This window comes from Desulfosarcina sp. (assembly GCF_055467485.1).
Map to the genome: position 1 here is coordinate 36887 of NZ_JBUOIV010000034.1, position 21041 is coordinate 57927.

The 21041-nt window shown below is 58.2% G+C and carries 19 protein-coding genes; 9 read left to right on the forward strand and 10 right to left on the reverse strand.

Annotation, left to right across the window (positions count from 1 at the left end):
* Window positions 1-110 precede the first annotated feature (110 nt).
* The 5 genes from carA to ACZCED_RS15975 all read left to right on the forward strand — a co-directional run bounded on the left by carA (window position 111) and on the right by ACZCED_RS15975 (window position 7863).
* Complete coding sequence (gene carA, locus ACZCED_RS15955) at window positions 111-1247, forward strand: glutamine-hydrolyzing carbamoyl-phosphate synthase small subunit (RefSeq protein WP_462967563.1); 1137 nt, start codon at window positions 111-113, stop codon at window positions 1245-1247.
* Window positions 1248-1365: 118 nt separating this feature from the next.
* Window positions 1366-4632, forward strand: a complete 3267-nt coding sequence (gene carB / locus ACZCED_RS15960; protein WP_464861180.1) for a carbamoyl-phosphate synthase large subunit — start codon at window positions 1366-1368, stop codon at window positions 4630-4632.
* Between the two features lie 53 nt (window positions 4633-4685).
* Window positions 4686-6125 (forward strand): amidophosphoribosyltransferase, encoded by a 1440-nt coding sequence (purF, locus tag ACZCED_RS15965; protein ID WP_464861181.1) that lies wholly within the window; start codon window positions 4686-4688, stop codon window positions 6123-6125.
* A 141-nt stretch (window positions 6126-6266) separates the two neighbouring features.
* A complete protein-coding gene (locus tag ACZCED_RS15970; protein ID WP_462967566.1) occupies window positions 6267-6833 on the forward strand; it encodes a cyclic nucleotide-binding domain-containing protein in 567 nt (188 codons plus the stop codon).
* A gap of 16 nt (window positions 6834-6849) precedes the next feature.
* Window positions 6850-7863, forward strand: a complete 1014-nt coding sequence (locus ACZCED_RS15975) for a radical SAM/SPASM domain-containing protein (protein WP_464861182.1) — start codon at window positions 6850-6852, stop codon at window positions 7861-7863.
* A 134-nt stretch (window positions 7864-7997) separates the two neighbouring features.
* Here ACZCED_RS15975 and ACZCED_RS15980 read toward each other — a convergent pair whose 3' ends face one another.
* The gene (locus ACZCED_RS15980; protein ID WP_462967568.1) at window positions 7998-8510 is read right to left on the reverse strand and encodes a hypothetical protein; all 513 of its coding nucleotides are present in this window, start codon (window positions 8508-8510) and stop codon (window positions 7998-8000) included.
* Between the two features lie 318 nt (window positions 8511-8828).
* On the opposite strand from ACZCED_RS15980, the gene ACZCED_RS15985 reads away from it, so the two are divergent.
* Window positions 8829-9863, forward strand: a complete 1035-nt coding sequence (locus ACZCED_RS15985) for a DUF933 domain-containing protein (protein ID WP_462967569.1) — start codon at window positions 8829-8831, stop codon at window positions 9861-9863.
* 14 nt (window positions 9864-9877) lie between these two features.
* Here ACZCED_RS15985 and ACZCED_RS15990 read toward each other — a convergent pair whose 3' ends face one another.
* The 9 genes from ACZCED_RS15990 to ACZCED_RS16030 form a co-directional block, all read right to left on the reverse strand.
* A complete protein-coding gene (locus tag ACZCED_RS15990; RefSeq protein ID WP_462967570.1) occupies window positions 9878-10216 on the reverse strand; it encodes a hypothetical protein in 339 nt (112 codons plus the stop codon).
* A 140-nt stretch (window positions 10217-10356) separates the two neighbouring features.
* The gene (locus ACZCED_RS15995; protein WP_462967571.1) at window positions 10357-11403 is read right to left on the reverse strand and encodes a GAF domain-containing protein; all 1047 of its coding nucleotides are present in this window, start codon (window positions 11401-11403) and stop codon (window positions 10357-10359) included.
* A 32-nt stretch (window positions 11404-11435) separates the two neighbouring features.
* Entirely contained in the window at window positions 11436-12677 is a 1242-nt protein-coding gene (gene phaC, locus ACZCED_RS16000; protein WP_464861183.1) for a class III poly(R)-hydroxyalkanoic acid synthase subunit PhaC, read from the reverse strand.
* A gap of 131 nt (window positions 12678-12808) precedes the next feature.
* A complete protein-coding gene (locus ACZCED_RS16005) occupies window positions 12809-13702 on the reverse strand; it encodes a poly(R)-hydroxyalkanoic acid synthase subunit PhaE (RefSeq protein WP_462967573.1) in 894 nt (297 codons plus the stop codon).
* Between the two features lie 85 nt (window positions 13703-13787).
* Window positions 13788-14264: a hypothetical protein gene (locus ACZCED_RS16010; protein WP_462967574.1), complete on the reverse strand. Its 477-nt coding sequence runs from the start codon at window positions 14262-14264 to the stop codon at window positions 13788-13790.
* A 48-nt stretch (window positions 14265-14312) separates the two neighbouring features.
* Window positions 14313-16136: a metal transporter gene (locus ACZCED_RS16015; protein ID WP_462967575.1), complete on the reverse strand. Its 1824-nt coding sequence runs from the start codon at window positions 16134-16136 to the stop codon at window positions 14313-14315.
* 82 nt (window positions 16137-16218) lie between these two features.
* The gene (locus ACZCED_RS16020) at window positions 16219-16479 is read right to left on the reverse strand and encodes a hypothetical protein (protein ID WP_462967576.1); all 261 of its coding nucleotides are present in this window, start codon (window positions 16477-16479) and stop codon (window positions 16219-16221) included.
* Window positions 16480-16810: 331 nt separating this feature from the next.
* A complete protein-coding gene (locus tag ACZCED_RS16025) occupies window positions 16811-16993 on the reverse strand; it encodes a hypothetical protein (protein ID WP_462967577.1) in 183 nt (60 codons plus the stop codon).
* 330 nt (window positions 16994-17323) lie between these two features.
* A complete protein-coding gene (locus ACZCED_RS16030; RefSeq protein ID WP_464861184.1) occupies window positions 17324-17773 on the reverse strand; it encodes a hypothetical protein in 450 nt (149 codons plus the stop codon).
* Window positions 17774-18129: 356 nt separating this feature from the next.
* On the opposite strand from ACZCED_RS16030, the gene ACZCED_RS16035 reads away from it, so the two are divergent.
* From ACZCED_RS16035 to ACZCED_RS16045, 3 genes are all read left to right on the forward strand, one after another.
* On the forward strand, window positions 18130-19242 hold the full coding sequence (locus ACZCED_RS16035; protein WP_462967579.1) for a transketolase C-terminal domain-containing protein: 1113 nt from the start codon (window positions 18130-18132) through the stop codon (window positions 19240-19242).
* Window positions 19243-20535 carry a thiamine pyrophosphate-dependent enzyme gene (locus tag ACZCED_RS16040; protein ID WP_464861185.1) on the forward strand — a complete coding sequence of 431 codons (1293 nt, stop codon included), beginning with the start codon at window positions 19243-19245 and terminating at the stop codon, window positions 20533-20535.
* A 36-nt stretch (window positions 20536-20571) separates the two neighbouring features.
* A partial coding sequence (locus ACZCED_RS16045; protein WP_464861186.1) for an acyl-CoA dehydrogenase family protein occupies window positions 20572-21041 on the forward strand: 470 nt, incomplete at its 3' end.

Here is a 21041-nt window from a genome sequence, read left to right on the forward strand (position 1 = left end):
GGGGGTTGATTTGCCGGGCAGATGTGGTAATTGACCACAGGACTTTGACGTGTTCATCAATTGTACATAAGCACAGCGGCGAGTCCGACCCGCTAAAAAAAGCAGACAGTATGCAAGCATTGTTAGTACTTGAAGACGGCCGCACGTTCCCATGCCGATCCTTTACCGGCCCCGGGGAAGCCAGCGGCGAGGTGGTGTTCAACACCAGCATGACCGGTTATCAGGAGGTGCTCACCGACCCGTCCTACAGCGGCCAGATGGTCACCATGACCTATCCGCTGATCGGCAACTACGGTGTCAACGACGAAGATGTCGAGTCCGCACGGATCCAGGTCGCCGCATTTCTGGTCAAGGAGTACCAGCCGTTTCCCAGCAACTTCAGATCCACGCAATCCCTTGCCGACTACCTTGCCGGCCAGGGGGTTCTGGGCGTCGAAGGGTTGGATACCCGTGCCCTGACCCGCCATATCCGCAATGGCGGCGCCATGCGCGCCATTATTTCCACCACTGACCGGGATCCCGTATCCCTGACACGGCGTGCCAAGGCTGTTCCCAGCATGGTGGGTATGGACCTGGCCCGGGACGTCACCACCGCGCAGGCTTACCGCTGGAACGGCGGCAAACCTGAACAGCTGGACGCTGGCTTGAAATTGAATGCCGGCGTCTGGCGGCATCGCGGGGATCGCCCATCGGTGGTGGCCATTGATTTCGGCCTGAAGTACAATATTGCCCGATGCCTGGAGCGCGTCGGATTCGAGGTCGTGGTCGTGCCGGCCGCAACCGATGCATCGGCCATCATGGCCATGGCGCCGGACGGCCTCTTTCTCTCCAACGGCCCCGGCGACCCGGAACCGGTCGTCTACGGCGTCGATACGGTCAGGGAACTGCTGGGCCGCTTGCCCATCTTCGGCATCTGTCTGGGCAACCAGATTCTGGGTCTGGCCCTGGGCGGGCGTACCTATAAATTGAAATTCGGCCACCGCGGTACCAATCAGCCGGTCAAGAACCTGGCCACTGGCAAGGTGGAGATCACCTCCCAGAATCATGGTTTCGCCGTGGATATGGACAGCCTGGGAGCCGATACCGTCGAGGTGTCCCACATCAACCTGAACGACAACACCGTGGAGGGCATCCGGCACCGCCGGCTGCCGGCCTTTTCAGTCCAATACCACCCGGAGGCATCTCCGGGGCCGCACGATGCGGCCTACCTGTTCGATCAGTTCAGGGACATGATGAAAACCATCTGAAAATGGCAGACGGATTCGCAGGAAATAAGACTTTTCTCTGCATAATGGTGACCCGGCTGAAGACAATTTCATGACGCCAACTTCTGGATTCTGACTTTCGGATTCTACCCAAACGCAAATGCCCAAACGCACGGATATCCATAAAATCCTGATCATCGGCGCCGGCCCCATTATCATCGGCCAGGCCTGTGAGTTCGACTACTCCGGCACCCAGGCGTGCAAAGCCCTCAAGGAAGAGGGCTACGAGGTGGTGCTGGTGAATTCCAACCCGGCCACCATCATGACCGACGAGGGCATCGCCGATGTTGTTTATATCGAGCCGCTCACCGTGGAAGTCCTGGCTCGCATAATCGAAAGAGAACGCCCGGACGGCCTACTGCCCACCCTGGGGGGGCAGACCGGCTTGAACACCGCCGTGGAGGTGGCCCGGCAAGGGGTTCTGGAACGCTTCAACGTGGAACTCATCGGCGCCTCCCTGGATGCCATCGAAAAGGCCGAATCCCGGGACCGCTTCCGTGATGCCATGCACCGCATCGGCTTGCGCATTCCCCGCAGTGGTATCGCCAACTCCATGGAAGCGGCCCGCGACATTGCCGACGACATCGGTTTCCCGCTGATCATCCGGCCCAGCTATACCCTGGGAGGCACCGGCGGAGGCGTGGCCTATAATCCCGAGGACCTGGAAAACATCGCCAAATCGGGTATGGACGCCAGTCTGACCCATCAGATCATGCTGGAAGAGTCGGTGCTGGGGTGGAAGGAATACGAGCTGGAGGTGATGCGCGATCACGCCGACAACGTGGTGATCATCTGTTCCATCGAAAACCTGGACCCCATGGGCGTGCACACCGGGGACTCCATCACCGTGGCCCCGGCTCAGACCCTCACGGACCGGGAGTACCAGGCCATGCGGGACGCCTCCCTGGATATCATGCGCGAGATCGGGGTGGATACCGGCGGCTCCAATGTCCAGTTTGCCGTCAATCCGCAGAACGGGGACATGATCGTCGTGGAGATGAATCCGCGTGTGTCGCGGAGCAGCGCGCTGGCCTCCAAGGCCACGGGTTTTCCCATCGCCAAAATCGCCGCCAAACTGGCCGTGGGCTACACCCTTGACGAAATTCCCAATGACATTACCGGGGAGACCCTGGCTTCCTTCGAACCCACCCTGGACTATTGCGTGGTTAAAATTCCCCGGTGGACGTTCGAAAAATTTCCGGAAACCCAGGACCTGCTGACCACGGCCATGAAGTCGGTGGGTGAAACCATGGCCATTGGCCGGACCTTCAAGGAGGCCTTTCAAAAGGGACTGCGGTCCCTGGAAATCGGCCGTTTCGGTTTCGGCGCCGACGGCAAGGATCTGCCGGAGGCGGACGGTGCGTCACCCTCCCTGGACGAGATCGAGCAGAAGCTGGTCATTCCCAATTCCCAGCGGCTGTTCTACTTGCGTTACGCCCTTCAGGCGGGCATGTCCATCGAGACGATATACCAGATGACCGCTATCGACCCCTGGTTTCTCTTCCAGCTGGAACAGATTTTCCGTATGGAGCAGGACTTGGTGAAGGCCGGCGAGACGGCAGGACGGTCCGGCGCCCCGGCAGAGGAGCGGTTGTCCGCCCTGACCGCCGACCGGCTGACCCGGGCCAAGGCTTTTGGGTTTTCCGACGTCCAGATCGCCCATCTCATCGGCAGTACGGAAAAAGCGGTGGAGCGGACACGCAAAGACCTGGGCATCCGGCCCGTGTATAAACTGGTGGACACCTGCGCGGCGGAATTTCGGGCCGCCACCCCCTATTACTATTCCACCTTTGAAACCGAATGCGAAGCCCGGGTGTCGGATCATAAAAAAGTGATGATTCTGGGCGGCGGGCCCAACCGCATCGGCCAGGGCATCGAGTTCGACTACTGCTGTGTGCACGCTTCCTTCGCCCTGCGGGAGATGGGTGTGGAGAGCATCATGGTCAACAGCAACCCGGAAACGGTGAGCACCGACTACGATACCTCGGACAAGCTCTACTTCGAACCGCTGACTCGAGAGGATGTGCTGCACATCGTGGAGAAGGAAAAGCCTGCCGGCATCATCGTCCAGTTCGGCGGCCAGACCCCGCTGAATCTCTCCACCCCGCTGCACGCAGAGGGCGTTCCCATCCTGGGTACCCAGCCGGAAAGCATCGACCGGGCCGAAGACCGGGAGCTGTTCCAGGCCATGCTCAACAAGCTGGGGCTCATGCAGCCGGCCAACGGCACGGCCCTGTCCATCGCCGAGGCGCTGGCGATCGCCGATACCATCGGTTATCCGGTGATCGTGCGCCCCTCCTTCGTCCTGGGCGGGCGGGCCATGAAGATTGTATACGATCCCAAAGATATGGAGACGTTTACCCGGTTGGCCATCCTGGCCTCTCCGGGTCACCCGGTGCTCATCGACAAATTCCTGGAGGCGGCCATGGAAGTGGATGTGGACGCCATTTCTGATGGATCCGTCACCATTATCGGCGGCATCATGGAACACATCGAGGCGGCCGGTGTCCACAGCGGCGACTCCGCTTGCGTGTTGCCCCCCTACAGCATCGGCAGTGACATGATTTCCCGGATCACAGCGGCCACCAAGGCCATGGCCGCCGAACTGAAGGTGGTGGGGCTGATGAACGTCCAGTATGCCCTAAAGGACAACCAGCTTTATGTAATCGAGGTCAATCCCCGGGCGTCCCGGACCATTCCCTTCGTCAGCAAGGCCACCGGTATCCCGTTGGCCAAGCTGGCCACCAAGGTCATGCTGGGTAAAACCCTTGCCGAACTGGGACTTACCCAAGAGGTGGTGCCCCTACACCAGTCGGTGAAGGAGGCCGTGCTTCCCTTCGACCGCTTCCCGGATGTGGATACCCTGTTGGGGCCGGAGATGAAATCCACCGGAGAAGTGATGGGCATCGGGACCGATTTCGGCCTGGCCTATGCCAAGGCACAGTTGGCGGCCGGTCAGCGATTGCCCCTGTCCGGAACGGTTTTCATCAGTGTGGGCGACGAAGACAAGGCGGCCATTCTGGCGGTGGCCGATCAATTTGATAAGATGGGATTCACCATTCTGGCCACCGACGGCACGTGGTCCCATCTTTGCGCCAATGGGATCCCGGCCGAGCGGATCAACAAGGTGTCCCAGGGCCAACCCCATGCCGCCGATGCCATCAAGAACGGACGGATACAGCTGATCATCAACACCGGCACCGGTGACGAACCGCGCCGCGACGGCTATACTATCCGTCGGGCAGCCCTCAAATTCAAGGTGCCTTACGCCACTACCGCCGCCGGCGCGCTGGCGGTATGCCGGGCGGTCGGCGCCTTGAGAGAAAAACCCTTTGAAGTCAAGGCGATTCAGGACTACCACGGGTAACGGGCCATGCCGGTTTCCCGTGTGCAGCCTTGAGGCCTGCAAGGCAAAAGACCATGAACCCATCTGCGACCATGAGCCGGGAATCCATCGGCGATGACAAACCCCGCGAAGCCTGCGGCCTTTTCGGGGCGTTCAATCATCCGGATGCGGCGAAAATGTGTTATTTCGGGCTCTATGCCCTTCAGCACCGCGGCCAGGAGAGCGCCGGTATCGCCGTTGCCGAGTCTGGCGCCATCGATGAATACAAGGGCATGGGACTGGTTCCCGACGTCTTCGACATGGACATCCTGGAGGGCCTTAGCGGTCCCAGCGCCATCGGACACGTGCGCTACTCCACCACCGGCAGTTCGGTGGTGGCCAACGCCCAGCCCCTCGTGGCCCGCCACCGCAATCGAGCCTATGCCGTGGCCCACAACGGCAACCTGGTCAACGCTCACCATTTGAAAGCGGAGCTGGAGGATAGTGGTTCCATCTTCCAGACCACCATGGACAGCGAGGTGTTCCTGCACCTTTTCGTGCGCAACCTGAATCTCGGCTTCGAGGAGGCGCTCAAGGCCTCCGTGGCCAGGATGAAAGGGGCTTTTTCCATGGTGGTGCTCACCAGCCGGGGAGAAATTATCGGCATCAAGGACCCTCTCGGCTTCCGTCCCCTGTGCCTGGGTAAACTCAACGGCACGTGGGTGCTGGCATCGGAAACCTGCGCGCTTGATCTGGTGCAGGCGGAATTCGTCCGGGAACTGGATCCGGGCGAGATCGTCATCATCAGCAGCGAGGGCGTCAAGAGCGTCCACACCAAAACCCCCAAGCGCCGGTCATTCTGCATTTTCGAGTTCATCTACTTCGCCCGGCCGGACAGCACCTTTTTCGGCCACAACGTCTACCTCACGCGAAAGGCCCACGGCCGGCGGCTGGCCGAAGAGTCCCCGGTGGACGCTGACCTGGTCATGCCCTTTCCCGATTCCGGCACCTACTCGGCCCTGGGCTATTCGGAAGCCTCGGGTATTCCCTTCGAAACGGGCATGATCCGCAATCACTACGTGGGGCGAACCTTTATCCAGCCCACCCAGAGCATGCGGGACTTCGGGGTCCGGGTAAAACTCAATCCCATCAAGGAACTGCTCAAGGGCAAGGACATCATCATCATCGAAGATTCGATTATCCGTGGCACGACGGTCAAGACCCGGGTCAAGGCCCTGCGGGAGCTGGGCGTCAAGCGCGTTCACCTGCGGGTAAGCGGGCCGGCCCACCGCTTTCCCTGTCATTACGGCATCGATTTTTCCACCAAAGGCGAACTGATTGCGGCCAGAATGAGCGTGGAGGAACTCCGCACGCATTTAGGACTCGACACCTTGAACTACCTGAGCCTGGAAGGACTGCTCTCATCCACCGGCATCGAAAACCCGGAGGACCATTTCTGCAAGGCCTGCTTCGACGGATGCTACCCGGTCCAGTTCGATGAGAACCTGTCCAAGCACTGCATGGAAGCAAAATAGGGATCCGTGATTTTCGGTCCGGGCTTTGACAGCCGACTTGTGTTCCGTTAATGATGCCCATGACGCTTGCCTTTCCGGCGCCGTCACATTAGTATACGTTGTATAGGAACATCAACGAATCGTTATCGCCAGGGGGATTTCATGATCGAGTCCAAATACCTGAAGGAAAATATCGAAAATATTCAACGGCTCATGTCCATCTCGGCGCTGAAGCATTTCGAGACCCGCAATCTGGGCAAGCTGCTTCGCCTCAGCAAAATACGCCAGTACGAAGACGGGGAAATCATCATCCAGGAAGGGGACATGGATCCCTGGCTCTACTTTTTGCTGTCCGGGAAAATCCGGATCACCAAAGAAGGCGAGGAGATCAGCACCATCAGCAAAAAAGGTGAAATCTTCGGTGAAATGCGCATTATCGACGACCAGACGCGCAGCGCCACGGTACTGGCCGACGGCAAGACCATCTGCCTGGCCGTGGACACCTCGGCCGGAAACCGGCTATCCACCTCCGAGCAAAAGGACGAGCGCCTGGACTTTTTGCTTTTGCTCTACCGGATTTTCGCTGAGTATATGACCTACCGCCTGCGCCTGACCAATGAAGAACTGATCCGGTCCAAAAAAGAAGTGCGGCGTCTGGGCGGTGCCGCCAGTCCGAATTCGGACCCGGAGGACGACGACGATTTGGAAAACTTCATGAAATCGATGTAGGGGCGGACATCACCCGATGCGAAAAACCGTCTCTTTTACCCGTCATTCCGCCAACATCTTCTTCCATATCCTTACCCGGTGTAATCTTCGCTGCCGCCATTGCTACATCAATCCCGATCAGCATGGCCGGAATACCCTTGATATCGATACCATTGAGCGGTGGCTGGCGCTGTTTGCCCACCGGCACCCATTGCCCAATGTGATTTTTCTGGGCGGCGAACCCACCTTGCACCCGGATCTGTCGGTTGCCGTCAAGCGGTCCAGGCAGCTGGGCTACGCCTCGGTGACCATCGACACCAACGGGTATCTTTTTCACGACATTTTGAGTCGGGTGTCGCCCGAGGAGGTGGATTACTTCAGCTTCAGCCTGGACGGACCCGATCCCTCGGTCAACGACCCCCTGCGCGGAGACGGTAGTTTCAAGCAGTGCACCCAGGGCATTGCGGCAGCCAAAAGGCATGGTTTTTCAGTCAGCCTGATCTATACGGTGAGTCGGGCCAACATCGATCATCTGCAGCGCATGCCGCCCCTGCTGGCAAAACTGGGGGTGGACCGCTTTTTCATTCAGGTCATCGGCGTTCGGGGGCAGTGGAAAGAAGATGCCCAACGGGTAAAGACCCTTTCCCAGGTAGACCGGGACACCTGGCTGGCAGTCATCCCTCCGGTGGCCGAAAGCGTTGCCCGGCGGGGAATTGCCGTCACTTTTCCCAAGGTGTTCCTGGACCCCGACGAGCCTTTCGAATGCGCCGGACTGGTGGCGGACAACTACTTCATCTTTCCTAACGGCCGGGTCTACCGGTGCCCCCTGTGCGAGGATTACGCCCTGCACAGCCTCGAAATCCGCGATGACCGGCTGATTGAGACCGCCAAGGTCAACGAGTTGGACCTGTTTCCCCTGCTGATCCCCGAAGGATGTGTCATGAACCGCATCATCCAGCCGCGCAACCTTCCCCCTGCCGTGAATGGCGAACTGCCTTATCAAATCGCCTGCTGTATGCTCAAAGAAGAGATCACCCCCCAGTTGCAATAGCCGGCGGCCTCCAGATCCTGTGTTGTCAAGGGTTCGCAGTAGAATTGCTACGGCTTCACCCGTGGCGCCTTGGCTCTGAAGCCCTCCGGCTATCGCAACGCCATGGACGTCGGCCTACGGTGGTGATGTCCGGTTCAAGTCACGGCCCGAATAAATGACATTTCCATCGTTTGCCGAAGTCCTTTGATTCTTTTGAGGGACGCCTGAAGGATCTGCATTTCTGCAGGCTTTTTTTTCAGGATGCGTGTCTGTGCCGGGCACAGGTACCAGGTGCAGACAAAGGGTCGCTGGATCCGATCCAGTCGGCAGCCGTGCGGGCTTTCGTAGCGGCAGTGGTCTGCCTGCCGGTCGAGCAGCTGCCGCTCGGGCACCGGAAGGCCGGCGAGGTGGAGGAAGAGGAGGTCTTTGAAATCGGCCCACACCCATGCCCGCCGGCAGCAGACGTCTCTACAGCCGGGGCAGGTTGTCCGGCACAGGCGCTCCATGAGGGGGGAAATCGATTCGAGTCGGCGTTTCATCCGGTGGGCCTGCAGGTGGGATTCGATGAGCACCGCCCGGTTTTTCCCAATGGTGTGCGCCAGGCAGGTATTGGCCTCCTGCCACAGGGCGGGCGTGTGCCAGGGGACCGATGAAAGGTGGGAAGCCATGGCCGATTCATACCCCCTTTCCATCGGTTTTTCAAATTCCCGGCCTTATTTGTTGCCTTGACGGATGCATGCGGATATGAGAAGGCCAAACTCGCAACTGACCTCGCAGCGATGGAACAAAAACGGATCCGTCCGCCGGGCAAGGCAAGTTCCCAGAATAGTATTTCTGCCGTCTTGGGTCTTTGATGTAAAACAGATAATTATACCTGCTTTTTCCTTTAAACTGAACCGGCAACACATGAACCCCTTCGATTTCGCAGCACACTATCCGCGTCCGGAATAAGCGCCAAACGTGCTGCAACCAGGAGTATGACAACCATGAGACTTGGCATCATCGGCCTGCCCCAGTCGGGCAAAACCACTGTTTTCGAAGCGTTGACCCGCAGTGTCGCCGCCGACGGCAACCGCCAGGAAAGCCGCATCGGCACGATCACCGTCCCGGACAAGCGGGTGGAGGTCTTGAGCGAGATGTACAATCCCCGCAAAACCATCTTCGCCCAGGTGGAGTACTTCCTGCCCGGCAAGGGGGATCACGCTGGGGCCGCCAAAAAGGACCAGCTTCTCTGGACCCAGGTACGGGACTGCGATGCCCTGATCCACGCAGTGCGCAATTTCAACATTTACGGGATGGATGCGCCGACACCCAGCGCCGATATGGCTGCCCTGGACCAGGAGTTGATCATCTCCGATCTGGTCGTGGTGGAAAAGCGCCTGGAACGCCTGGCCCTGGACGAGCGTCGCGGCAAGAAACCCAATCCCGAGGAGATCGCCCTGCTGAATCGCTGCAAGGAACACCTGGACAATGAAATCCCGTTGCGCCGCTTTCCCGAGATCGCCACGGCCAAGCTGTTGCGTGGATTCGCTTTTCTGTCGGCCAAACCCATGTTGGTCCTGTGCAACAATGAAGACGATGATGACAGCCTGCCTGCGGCCGACCAACTGCCCGATGGGCAGGCGTGCATGGTGATCCGGGCCAAGCTGGAACAGGAACTGGCCCAGATGTCCGACGACGAGGCCCTCGAATTCCTGGCCGAGTTCAATATCAACGCCTCGGCGACCGACCGGGTCATCGTGCGATCCTACGATCTGATGGGGCTGATCTCGTTTTTCACGGTGGGTGAAGACGAAGTGCGGGCGTGGACGATCGGCCGGGATACCGATGCCGTGGATGCGGCCGAGGTGATTCACTCGGACATCAAAAAAGGGTTCATCCGGGCCGAGGTGCTGGCCTACGACGACCTCATGGAGGCCGGAACCTATGCCGAGGCCCGCAAAAAGGGAACCGTCCGGCTGGAAGGCAAGACTTACAAGGTCTGTGACGGGGATATCATCAACTTCCGTTTCAACGTCTGACGCCGCACGGCCCATTACAGGTAAGGCGGCCGGCCACCGGAAAAGATCAGCTTGCTGTAGGTGCGGTCCCTTGCCTGCACGGGCTGCGCCCTGATAAACTGGCGAACGTAACCGGGTATCTCTCCCGTGTTCAGATAGGTTTTGAAATCGTTTTCAATTCTGGCCATGGAAAAGGGCCACACGCCGCCGGCCTGTTGAAAAAGCGCATGCACGCTGCAACCACAGGAAAAGGCCACATCCGACAGATCTCCGTCTTCACCGATCACATCCAGCGGCGCCAGGCGACGCTCCAGTATGATTTTGAGTGCTCCGTACAAAGCCGCCAAGCACAAAAATATGATCATCGTCTTCATGACAACCGATCCTTTCACCATGGGGGTAAGCAATCCATGGGGTCAAGATCGTTCTGACACGGACGGTTGTCAAGCCCTGCCCGCGGGAGCCTGGTTGCGGGGGGCGCACCGACCCCGCGTGTGCCCAAGCGATGCGATGATCAGAACCATGATCGATGGCTCCAGATGTCTTCTTCGAGGCTTTTTTTGTCTTCCTGGAGTTTCAGGTACATGGAGGCGTTCTGGATGGCCAGGCCCCCCTGGTGGGCCAGTGCCTCTACCATCACCATCAGATCCGAGGGGAATTCCCGCTGGACACCGCTGTAAAGACGCATCACACCGATCACCTTGTCCCGGGCCAGAACGGGGGTCACGATCATGGAGACGATGCCCTCTTTTTTCATGGCATCTTTGAACTGAATTCGTTTATCGGTGGTGGCGTCGCTGATGACGATGGTCTCCCCTTTCAGGGCGCGGGCCGCGGTTTCCGTGGTGGTGATGGCGCCCTTTTCGAGAAATTCCGAGCTGAGGCCATGGCTGGCCATCAGTTTCAGTGATCCGGTGTCCTCGTCCATCAGGCGAATGAGCGCCCCCTTCATTCCCAGGGTGTCGCAGATGTTCTCCGTCAGGTTGCTGAGCACCTTCTGGATGTCGAGCGTGGAGTTGATGTTGGAGGCCAACTCCAAGAACAGCATGGCGTTTTTTTGCATGCGCCGGAGCAGGCGGTTGTGTTCGATGGCGATTCCCCCTTGCTCGGCCAATGCGCGCAGGAATTCGATTTCATCCGCTTTGAACTCGCGCCGGGTGCCGGTGTACAGTGACAACACCCCGATGGTGCGGTCATTCACCGTAACGGGAACCGTCAGCAGCGAGGCAATGCCCTCGGCTTTCTTGGCTGAATGATTTTCCAGGCGCGGGTCGGACGTGGCATCGGGAAAGGCCAGGTATCCCTCCTTTTCCAGCGACGCCATTATCCCTTTGGCTTGGAGGGGATTGGCATGCAGGTAGTTGTCCGATAAACCGGTCTGGGCCGTCGGGACGAAGATCCCCTGACGTTCATCGGCCAGGAACAGGCAGGCGGCCTTGCCCTCCAGGGAGTCCACCGCACTCTCCACAATCAGTTTCAGCAGCTCATTTTTCGTTGCGGTGGTGCCGAAGGCTTTACTTATTTTGCAAAAGGTTTTGAAATAGTCCGTCTCCCTGGTCATCGGGTACCTCCTACTGGTGTGTTATTTCCGCATTACCCATTGGTCGCATTTTTAACAGTTTTGGATCGGGATGATTTTGGTTTGGCTGTCGGTCGGGTCGCTTTTTTGTCGGGGATGGTCTTCCGCCCGGTCTTTCTCAATCCGGCAGACGACTTGGCCGTCGTCGTTTTTTTATGCGATGGCTTTTTTTCGGGGTCCTGATCGCGTGCTTTGAGCCAATTGGCGATTTTGGGGGCAAAGGCCTCCTGGAATTTTGAGCTGACATAGATGCCGATGTGTCCGGTGTCCAGGCAGAGGTTTTCGGTATCCGCGCTGCCCACATGATTGACCAACTGCTCACAGGCTTCGGGCGGCACCAGGTGATCGTATTTGCCATAGATGTTGAGCAGCGGCATGGTCAGTTTTTTCAGGTCGACCCGCTGGCCGTCGACCTCGAGCTGGCTCTGGATGAGCTTGTTGCCCTGATAGCAGTCCTTGATGAATTGGCGAAAGACTTCGCCCGGCAGGTCGGGGCTGTCAAAAATCCATTTTTCCATGCGCACGAAATTTTCGACGAACTGCTTGTTGTCCATGTTCTCCATGAAACCGACGTATTTGTCGATCATCAGGCGGGCGGGGTTGAGCAGCAGGAAACCCAGATTCATCATGTCGGCCGGCAGATTGCCGTAGGTATCCACCACGCGATCCACATCGAGATGCTCCATCCACACGTGCAGCAACCCCTTATTGGTGTCAAAATTGGTGGGCGTCACCGTGGTGACCAGATTTTTTATCTTGTCCGGGTGCAGGGCGGAATAGATGACGCTGAAGGTGCCGCCCATGCAGATGCCCATCAGGTTGATTTTCTCAACCGCGTGCTTTTCACGGATGAAATCGACAACGTTATCCATGTAGCCGTTGATGTGATCGTCAAAACCCAGGAAACGGTCTTTGCGCGTGGGGTAGCCCCAGTCGATCATGTACAGGTCGATTCCGGCCTCCAAAAAACGCTCGACCACGCTGCGTCCAGGCTGCAGGTCGAGCATGGTTTCGCGGTTGATCAAGGCATAGACGACCAGCAGGGGAGTCTGGTAGCGGATTTTGGCGCGGGGCAGGTAATGCTTCAATTTGACACGGTCTTCCTGGTAGACGACGTCATAGGCGGTTTTGGCCAGGTCCGTGTCCAGATCGTCCAGTAATACTTCAGACGCCTTGTGGGCGCGAGATTGTACTTTTTCGGCATCTTCCGCCAGCTTCGACAGAATCAGATCCACAGGTATTTTGGTTTGCGACATGCACTACCCCCTTGGGAGCCGGGTTGTTGGGATGAGGCCCGTTACTTATCGACATTCGGCGGCTTCAGGTTCAGGTGCGTTCAACAGCGAGTTCGGTTTCATGACAACGGTGCCTACAATTTAGAACCTAATTATTTTTGTGCTTGTTCAAGTCGTCGAAGGCGCTTTTTCAATTCAAAGAGTTCCCGGGCCATATCATCCATCTCGGTCTTTTTGGCCACGGGCAGCGCACTCAGCATATCTTCGAGGGCCGCATTCCGGGCGGCCGAAAAATCAGCCAGGGCATTGACGGTGCGGGTCAGCGTTTCCACATATTCAGGCGTTTGAAAAAGGGTCATAAAATGCCCTTCCAACACCTTTACCCACATGTTGTAATAGACCTTGGTGTCGTCGGTCAGTTCGCCGTTTTCGGCCATTTGACCCAATTTTTCCTGCATGACCTGCATGGATCGGTTGAAGGGAAGACCCAGCAAATTTAAAAATTCAGACAACGTGGACTGAAACAGGTTGTATTTGTCGGCCACCTGATTGGCCTTTTCCTGGTAGGTGCGCATCAGGCCGAGTTGCGGGATCTGGAAGAACTGCTGGAACTCCTTTTGATAGATATCGGTCCACACGCGAAACAGGTTCTCATCGATGTCCTGGAATTGATACGCCTCCACCGATTCTCCCAGACGGCCCAGGCGCTGGAGCATGTTTTGCTGCAATTCCATCCAACTGCCCATGGATGTCTGCGCCAGTTTGAGCAATAGCTCCGGCATGGCCCCACTGCCTTTGAAAAGCGCGGTCATGGATTCCGGTGCTGCCATGGCACCGGCCAGGGATTGCCAATTCTTGAGCGCTGCGGCCATGGCCGCCTGGGCCTTGGGAGTGGCCCCATGGCTCGTCTTTGACCCGGCCTGTTGTTGTCCCGGGGAGGGGGCACCCCATTGACCGGCCGTGTTCCCCCACAGCTCACCCATGGATTTCACCCAGGTGGTGAGCATCGTCGCCATTCCGAAAGGATCTTCGTTCGTCTTGTTCATGGAAAGCCTCTTTCCCATCATCGGGGCTTTTTATGCCGGCCCGGTGGAGATGTCTGGATTAATCTTCAACCATCAGCGCAGTTGGCTAAGGCTTGTCGCTAAAGGCGCTGCGAACCGTTTCCATCAGCGCCTGAAACTGATCGCTCTGGTCTTTGAGGGACCCTTGCATGTGTTGCAGCAACTCGCTGTATCCGAGCCCTTTTTGTGCTAGCAGGTCCCGCAATTGCCGGATAGTGGCCTGCTGCTCCGCAACCTGTTTTTCAAGGGCGGCGCATTTGTCGAGCGTCTCTTGATGCGCCACTTGGGGCACCCATCCCCACTGGGCGGCAAATTGGGTGAATGTTTTTTGAAATTCGTCAACGGCTTTTTGCCAGGCCTGTGGGTCCTGGGCGCTGCCGGTATTCGGTGCGTTCAGGCCGTAACAGCGACGGAACAGGGCCGCCAGGTCGTCTGCGTCGGCGTATCCCCGCTTCATCCAGGTCGACATCTCATCGAGCTGTTTCTGCCCCTGGGCGACATTGATCAGGAATTGGCCCCAGAATTCAAGGAACTGTGTGTTCATGGGATTCACATCTCCTTTTTGGGCATTGCCCCGATGCCGGGGTGAATGTTAGCCGGGCGTGCCCCTCCCGCGATGACCGGTCGGCTTGGCGGATGGGGCACGCGATGCCGCGGTCTTTTTTGTTTTTGCCGGAGCCGCCTTGGCCTTTGGCGTGGGCTTCTTTTTGGCAGCAAGCTTGGGCGCGGATGATTTTTTATTGGCCTTCGGGGCTGCTTTGCGGGCAGTGGCGGTCTCTTCGGCCGCGTGTGGGGCGGCCTCCCCGGCGCGCGTTACAGCGGGTGTTGAAGGCCGGGGACGGGATGCGTTGGCCGCCTGGTTTCTGGCTTCGTCGAGGGCTGCGTCCAAATCCATGTGAAAACGAACCGGGCCGCGATAGTCGCCGTCGCCAAAGCGCGTGTGCAGGGCGCAGGCGGACTGCGGAAACGACCAGGAGGTGGCGATGGCCACGTGCCCTTTGGGAAAGGGTGTCACCTCGGCGTCGATATGGTCAAGGGGCGCCAGGGCGGTCTCTTTTTCGACCAGGTCGTCATGGGTGCCATAGCAGATCAACCATGGGATCTTTTTTTCCTTGAGGCGCTTTAAATTCAGCTTGCCGTCGAACAGACGCACCGGCAGGGTACCATCTCGGGTGATGGGGGTGTTGTAGGATGCAAAGCTGATGCGCGTGATCTCCAGAGGCAGGTCGTTGCGCTCGTTCTGGAGCCAATAGTTCAAGGCCGCGGCGGTTTTGCTGATCGGATGATCGCCTGACTTCTGACGGGCGAACATCATCAGGTCGCGATAAAAGGCCGCTGCAGGGATCTCCTGTTCGATGCTCTTCAGTTTATACACCCATCCCATGAGCTTGCCGTCGGCTACCTGATTGCCGTTGGGCAGCGACTTGGTGCCATAGGCCAGGTCGTTGAATCGTCGGGGCAGCCGTTTCAGGAAGCGGGCCAGTCCCTTGCTGCGGGTACCGTCCATGGGGGAGACACAGGTGATGAAGGCATCCACCAGGTCGTCCAATTTCCCGCTGAGCAGATCGCACAGGGCATTGAAGCCGCCCTGACAATAGCCGTTAAGGGTTACCCCCTTGCCATGCGCCTTGAATATGGTCCGGCAGAAGCGCTGGGTGTCTAAGGCATCATCCTCTCCGCTCATGGTCTGGAGCGCGGGTGTCGCGTCGATCGCCTTGAGGATGCGGATATAGGTGGGGATGCCCTGATTGGAAAAACTGTGGGCGTAGCTGCGCTGTTCGCCGGGCAAAAAACTCAAAATATTGGCGCCCAGTACATAGGGCGGCAAGATCAGGACCGGTTTGGCGCCGCTGCGCGTTTTCACGCCAGGCAGGGACGGGGCCACCCGGTAGAGCAAGAAACGATCGGTTTCATCCACCAGCGCATGCTCGCCGCGCTCAAAATGAAAACCATATTCGGGCTCGATGGCATCGATGGCTTTGGGGTAGACATTGACCACCAGGTCCAGCAATTGTGCCTGCCGTGCGGTGAATTGTGCCAGTTTGTCGGGGTTGAATTCCCAAAAACCCTGGTGCAGGGCTTCAGCCAATCCGTCGGCCTCGTTTCGGGCATAGGCCTCCATCATCCGGGCGCTTCCGTTCAGGCTGCGCGTCATCAATTCAATGTTGTTCTCCAGCAGACCCATGTAGGCCTCCAGGCTGTCCGCCGGCGGGTTTTCCGATAAACGCAGCGCCTCCGCCTGCTGAAAATAACGGGTTGCAAGCAGGTAGGGCGTGTAGAAGCTGTCGGTGTAAGCCAGCATGCCCTTCAGATAGGTTTGAGATGCGGACAACATGTTTTGCAGGACAGAGATCCCGTTACCGAACGGGTCATCCTTGGCAGTGGTCTGGGTGGAGTGTTTTTTTACGCCCGGCATACGGTCCTCCTTGTAGCTGTCACGCGTTGGCAGCCGTTGGGGCCGCACGGCAGCGGTGCGTTCCCATTTTGTCAGTGATCGATCAGGCGTTGTCAAAAAATTTGTCGACCCTGGTGTAATTATCATCCATCAGTTTCTTGAAATCATCACAGCCGGTGCGATAGGCTGACACCCATTTTTTTATGGCCGCTTTGCCCTCTTCCGGCAGCCACGTCGCCTGGGCAAAAAAGGTATCGATCATCTTTTCATTCTGATCGGCGACCATAGTCATGGCCTTGAAACTGTTGTCGAAGACCGCCTTGTTGAATTGGATCATCTGCTTGGCGATTTGCTTGTTGTCCATGCGTCTTCCCTCCACCGGATTGTTCTAATAAGTTACGACACACAATTGTCAGGTGCAACCCATGGGCGGCACCGGGTGCGGCGATGTCGTCCCCCTCCAGCTCTTAGCGCCGCCAAATCAAGCCCTCCGGTGATCCGCTCAGGAAGCAGCCCTTGCCGGACGTGTAGCCGCTGCGGCCGCGGCTCGACGTTGGCGGGTACCGCCGTGCCCATCATAAACGGCCCCACAGCCGTGTCAATACAAAAATGTTGCGATGCACAAAAAATGCGGCGACAAAAAAAACCTGCCATCGATTTGCCGTAGATAAAGCCCACCATGCGGTCCAAGGCAATCATTCGCTGAGGCGGTCATCATTTCGGCGGCATTTTTCACGACGATCCATCCAACCGACCATTTCAATGTAGGTGTAACCTTCGCATTCCCGTTCGCGCCGGTTCTTTTTGCGCTGGTTCTGATCCCTGGCCGCTGCGGCTTTTTTTTCATGGCGGTGACGTTTTTCCTGCTGGCCTGTCATGGCACACCTCCTTCGCAGGGCCCGTCAAAAAAAGGGGGGGCGGGCGGTTGCCGACACATCATGGACGTGACGGGTGCCCGGCTACCGGTACCTTCTGGCGACCCTGCCTGCCCGGAGTCAGCACGGGCCTTTAACCGTGATCGGGGTTTATGTGCACCACCTGTGGAAGCATCGGCAGTCCGTCGGTCCGGGTTGCTTTCGCTTGTCGCGCCTAAGCGTGACGCCAGCAAGAGTTAGCCACAAAAAGAGGTGAGAGGAGATGATGTTGCAACATCTGTGGCGCAACTGTTTATATTTTCATATTAGCCTGCCCGGCCGAAACGCGCAAGCTTAAAACATCGGCTCGCGACAGGTTCGACGCGTGGCGCCTGCGAATGCCCCACGGATAAGCAGGGTTTTAACGATCTTGTCAAAAAATGTTGCAATGCAAAAAATGCTTGGCATGAGATGAAATTCGAATATTTCGAATATAAGGATGTAATTATAAATGCAAATGACTTTGCGGTACAAAAAACGACTTGCTGTGCTCAACAGGAGGAAAAACAGATGGAGCCTTTGACCGTTACCCGACAGATGCTGGCTTTCCACAAACAAGCCGTCAACACTTTTTAGAGCATGTGGGATCTTGCGCAGACACAAACGTCCAGCACCGTGGACCAACTGATGGGCCATGCGGCATGGATGCCCCGCGAAAGCCGCAGAATCTGCGACAGCTCTGTCGATGCCTGCAAGACCAACCGCACCGATTTCAAAGCCTACATCGATGACGGCTGCCGGCACGGCCTGAGCCTTTTCAAATAGCCGCCCATCCGCTTTACAACGCCCACGCCCTGATGCGATACGCCGAATCAGGAGGTGGGCGACCAGATCACCCTTGACCGATTCCCTGTTAGAAGCTATCGAAAAATAGTCTGAGTGGCAAGGGCGGCGTTAGGCAGCAGCTCAACATGCTCACGTACTTACTTGGTTGCTGCGCTGTTTTGCCGTTGCATGCCTTGCCCTGAACCCTGATTTTTATTTTTGAGATTGGGGCGAATTAAAAATCGTTGACACCCAAATTCGGGTTCGCTATGGGTGGGTTCGTTTGATCCTAAATTTGATCAAATTTATGATAATATATTTTGTGGAGGATTGAAATGGCATTGAGTTTCATCGAGGGCAATGAAGCGGTCGCACTGGGGGCCCTGGCTGCCGGCTGCCGGTTTTTTGCCGGCTACCCCATCACACCGGCCACCACCGTCTATAACGCCATGCTCAAATACCTGCCCCCGGAAGGCGGTGTCTGCCTTCAGGGAGAGGACGAGATCGCGTCAATCGGGTACTGCCTGGGGGCATCCATGGCAGGCAACAAGGTGCTCACCGCTACATCGGGGCCGGGCATCAGCCTCTACAGCGAACAGATCTCATTTGCCATCGGCAGCGAAATTCCCCTTGTCATCGTCAATGTCCAGCGGCTGGGGCCCTCCACCGGTTCGGCCACCAAGGGGGCCGACGGTGACATCCAGTTCATGCGCTGGGGCTCCAGTTCCGGGCTGCCGGTGATCGTTCTGGCACCGGTGGACGTGGCCGACTGCTACCGGTTCACCGCCCACGCGTTCAACCTGGCCGAGCAGTATCGCTGTCCGGTCTTTCTGGCCTCCAACAAGGAGATCGCCATGACGCGTGAAAGCGTCGATCTCGAGGCCGTCAACCTGCCGGATATCATCACCCGCAAAACGGCAGACCCGGACAAGCCGTTTATGCCCTTTGCCGCTCCCAACGACCACACCGCCCCGGATTTTTTGCCGGTCGGCGATGCGACCCTGGTGCGTCAAACCTCCTCTACGCACGGGGTCAACGGATACATCACCGTGGACCCGGATGAAATCCAGGCCTTCCAGATCAGGCTGGAGAAGAAGCTGAAAGCCCATGTGGATGAATTCACCTTTTTCGAACAGGACCTGGACCCAAAGGCCGAGACCCTGGTAGTGGCCTACGGCGTCACCGCCCGTGCGGCGAGAGTGGCGGTGGCCGCATCCAGGGCGGCCGGCAAGCCGGTTTCGCTGCTGATCCCCAAGACCCTGTGGCCGGTACCCGAACGGCTGATCGTCGATACAGCGGCCGCTTACGAGCGGGTCGTGGTGGTGGAGATGAACATGGGGCAATACGTCAGGGAGATCCAGCGGCTGCTTCCCGGTAAGCCGGTCAGCTTTCTGGGCCAGATGAACGGCAATCTGATCAAACCGGAGCAGATCAGGGAGGTGATATAGATGAGCAGTCTGATCAATACCAGCCGCCCCCCGGTCTTCTGCCCGGGATGCAGTCATGAACGCATCGTTCACACCCTGGACAAGGCCCTTGAACGCATGGGCCTGGACGGCAGCCAGGTGGTCATCGTCAGCGATATCGGGTGCTCGGGGCTGTTCGATACCTTTTTCAACACGCACGCCTTTCACGGGCTTCACGGCCGGGCACTGACCTATGCCATGGGGCTGAAAATGGCCCGTCCGGACCTGAAAGTGATCGTCACCATGGGCGACGGGGGGTTGGGCATCGGCGGCGCCCACGTGCTCTCCACTTGCCGCCGCAATATCGACCTCACCCTGCTGATCCTCAACAACTTCAACTACGGCATGACCGGCGGGCAATGTTCCTCGACCACTCCCCAAGAGGCTGTGGTGGGATCCGGGTTTCTCAACCAGTTGGAAAAACCGGTAGACATCTGCCAGCTTGCCGCCGCGGCCGGCGCCGCCTTCGTGACCCGCACCTCCTCGTATGCGCCGGAGCTGGTGGATGAGATGGTCGCCGCCATCGGCTTCGACGGGTTTTCCGTCGTCGACATGTGGGGCATGTGCCCGGGCCGCTATACCAAGCGCAATAAAATCACACCCAAGAGTATCGATGCGGACCTGGCCAACCTGCCCCGATTCAAGGGGCCGGTACCTGAAAACCAACGCCGGGAATACGGCAGCGCCTACCGGGAAGTGGCCGCCGGACTGCCCACCCCGGCCCGGCCGGCAAAAATAGAGGCACGCTTTCAGCCGCCCGCCCGCGGCCGCCAGGAAGTCCTCATTTTGGGCAGCGCCGGACAGCGCATCGTCACCGCCGGTGAGATCTTCTGCCTGGCCGGCATGACTGCCGGCTGGCATGCCACCTTGAAAAACGACTATCCGATCACCGTGCTTCGCGGCCACAGCGTCAGCGAGATGGTATTGTCTCCGCAGCCGGTGGACTATACCGGCATCGAGCGGCCCAATGTGGTGGTGGCCCTGGCCGACGAAGGGGTGGGGCGGCGTAAAAAAATGCTGGCCCGGCTGGGCGGCGACACCCTGATCATCAAGGCGACAGGGGTCACGCTTCCCGAAACCGGCGCCACGGTGCTGGAAGTGGATTTCAAGGCCCAGAAGATCAAAACCCAGGACTGGGCGTTGGCCAGCCTGGCCTTGCTGGCCAAAAAGGACCGGGTGATCTCAATGGACATGCTCAAGGCGGCACTGGCCGTGCGGTTCAAAACGGCCATTCTGGAAACAGCCGTGGAACTGGTTGATCGAGTCACCGATTAGCCGAAACATCATCAACGCGGAAACAAAGGAGACCCCATGGATTTTCAGCCGACCAAGGAACTGGAGATGCTGCGCAAGGCGGTGCGCGAGTTTGCCGTAAAGCGGATCGCGCCCAACGCGGACCAGTGGGACAAGGACCACTACTTTCCCTACGAGGAGGCCATCAAGCCCATGGGTCAGCTGGGTTTTTTCGGCACGGTGATACCCGAGGAGTACGAAGGCGAGGACATGGGCTGGCTGGCGGCGATGATCGTCACCGAGGAGATCGCGCGGGCGGCCAGTTCGCTGCGGGTGCAGGTGAACATGCAGGTGCTGGGCTGCGCTTTCACCATTTTCACCTACGGCAGCCAGGAGCTGAAAAAGAAGTACATCCCGGGGCTGTGCACGGCGGACCTGATCGGGGGATTCGGGATCACCGAGCCGGACGCCGGCTCGGACGCCGGGGGCACCCGCACCCGGGCCGTGCGGGACGGCAACGAGTGGGTCATCAACGGCCGCAAGATATT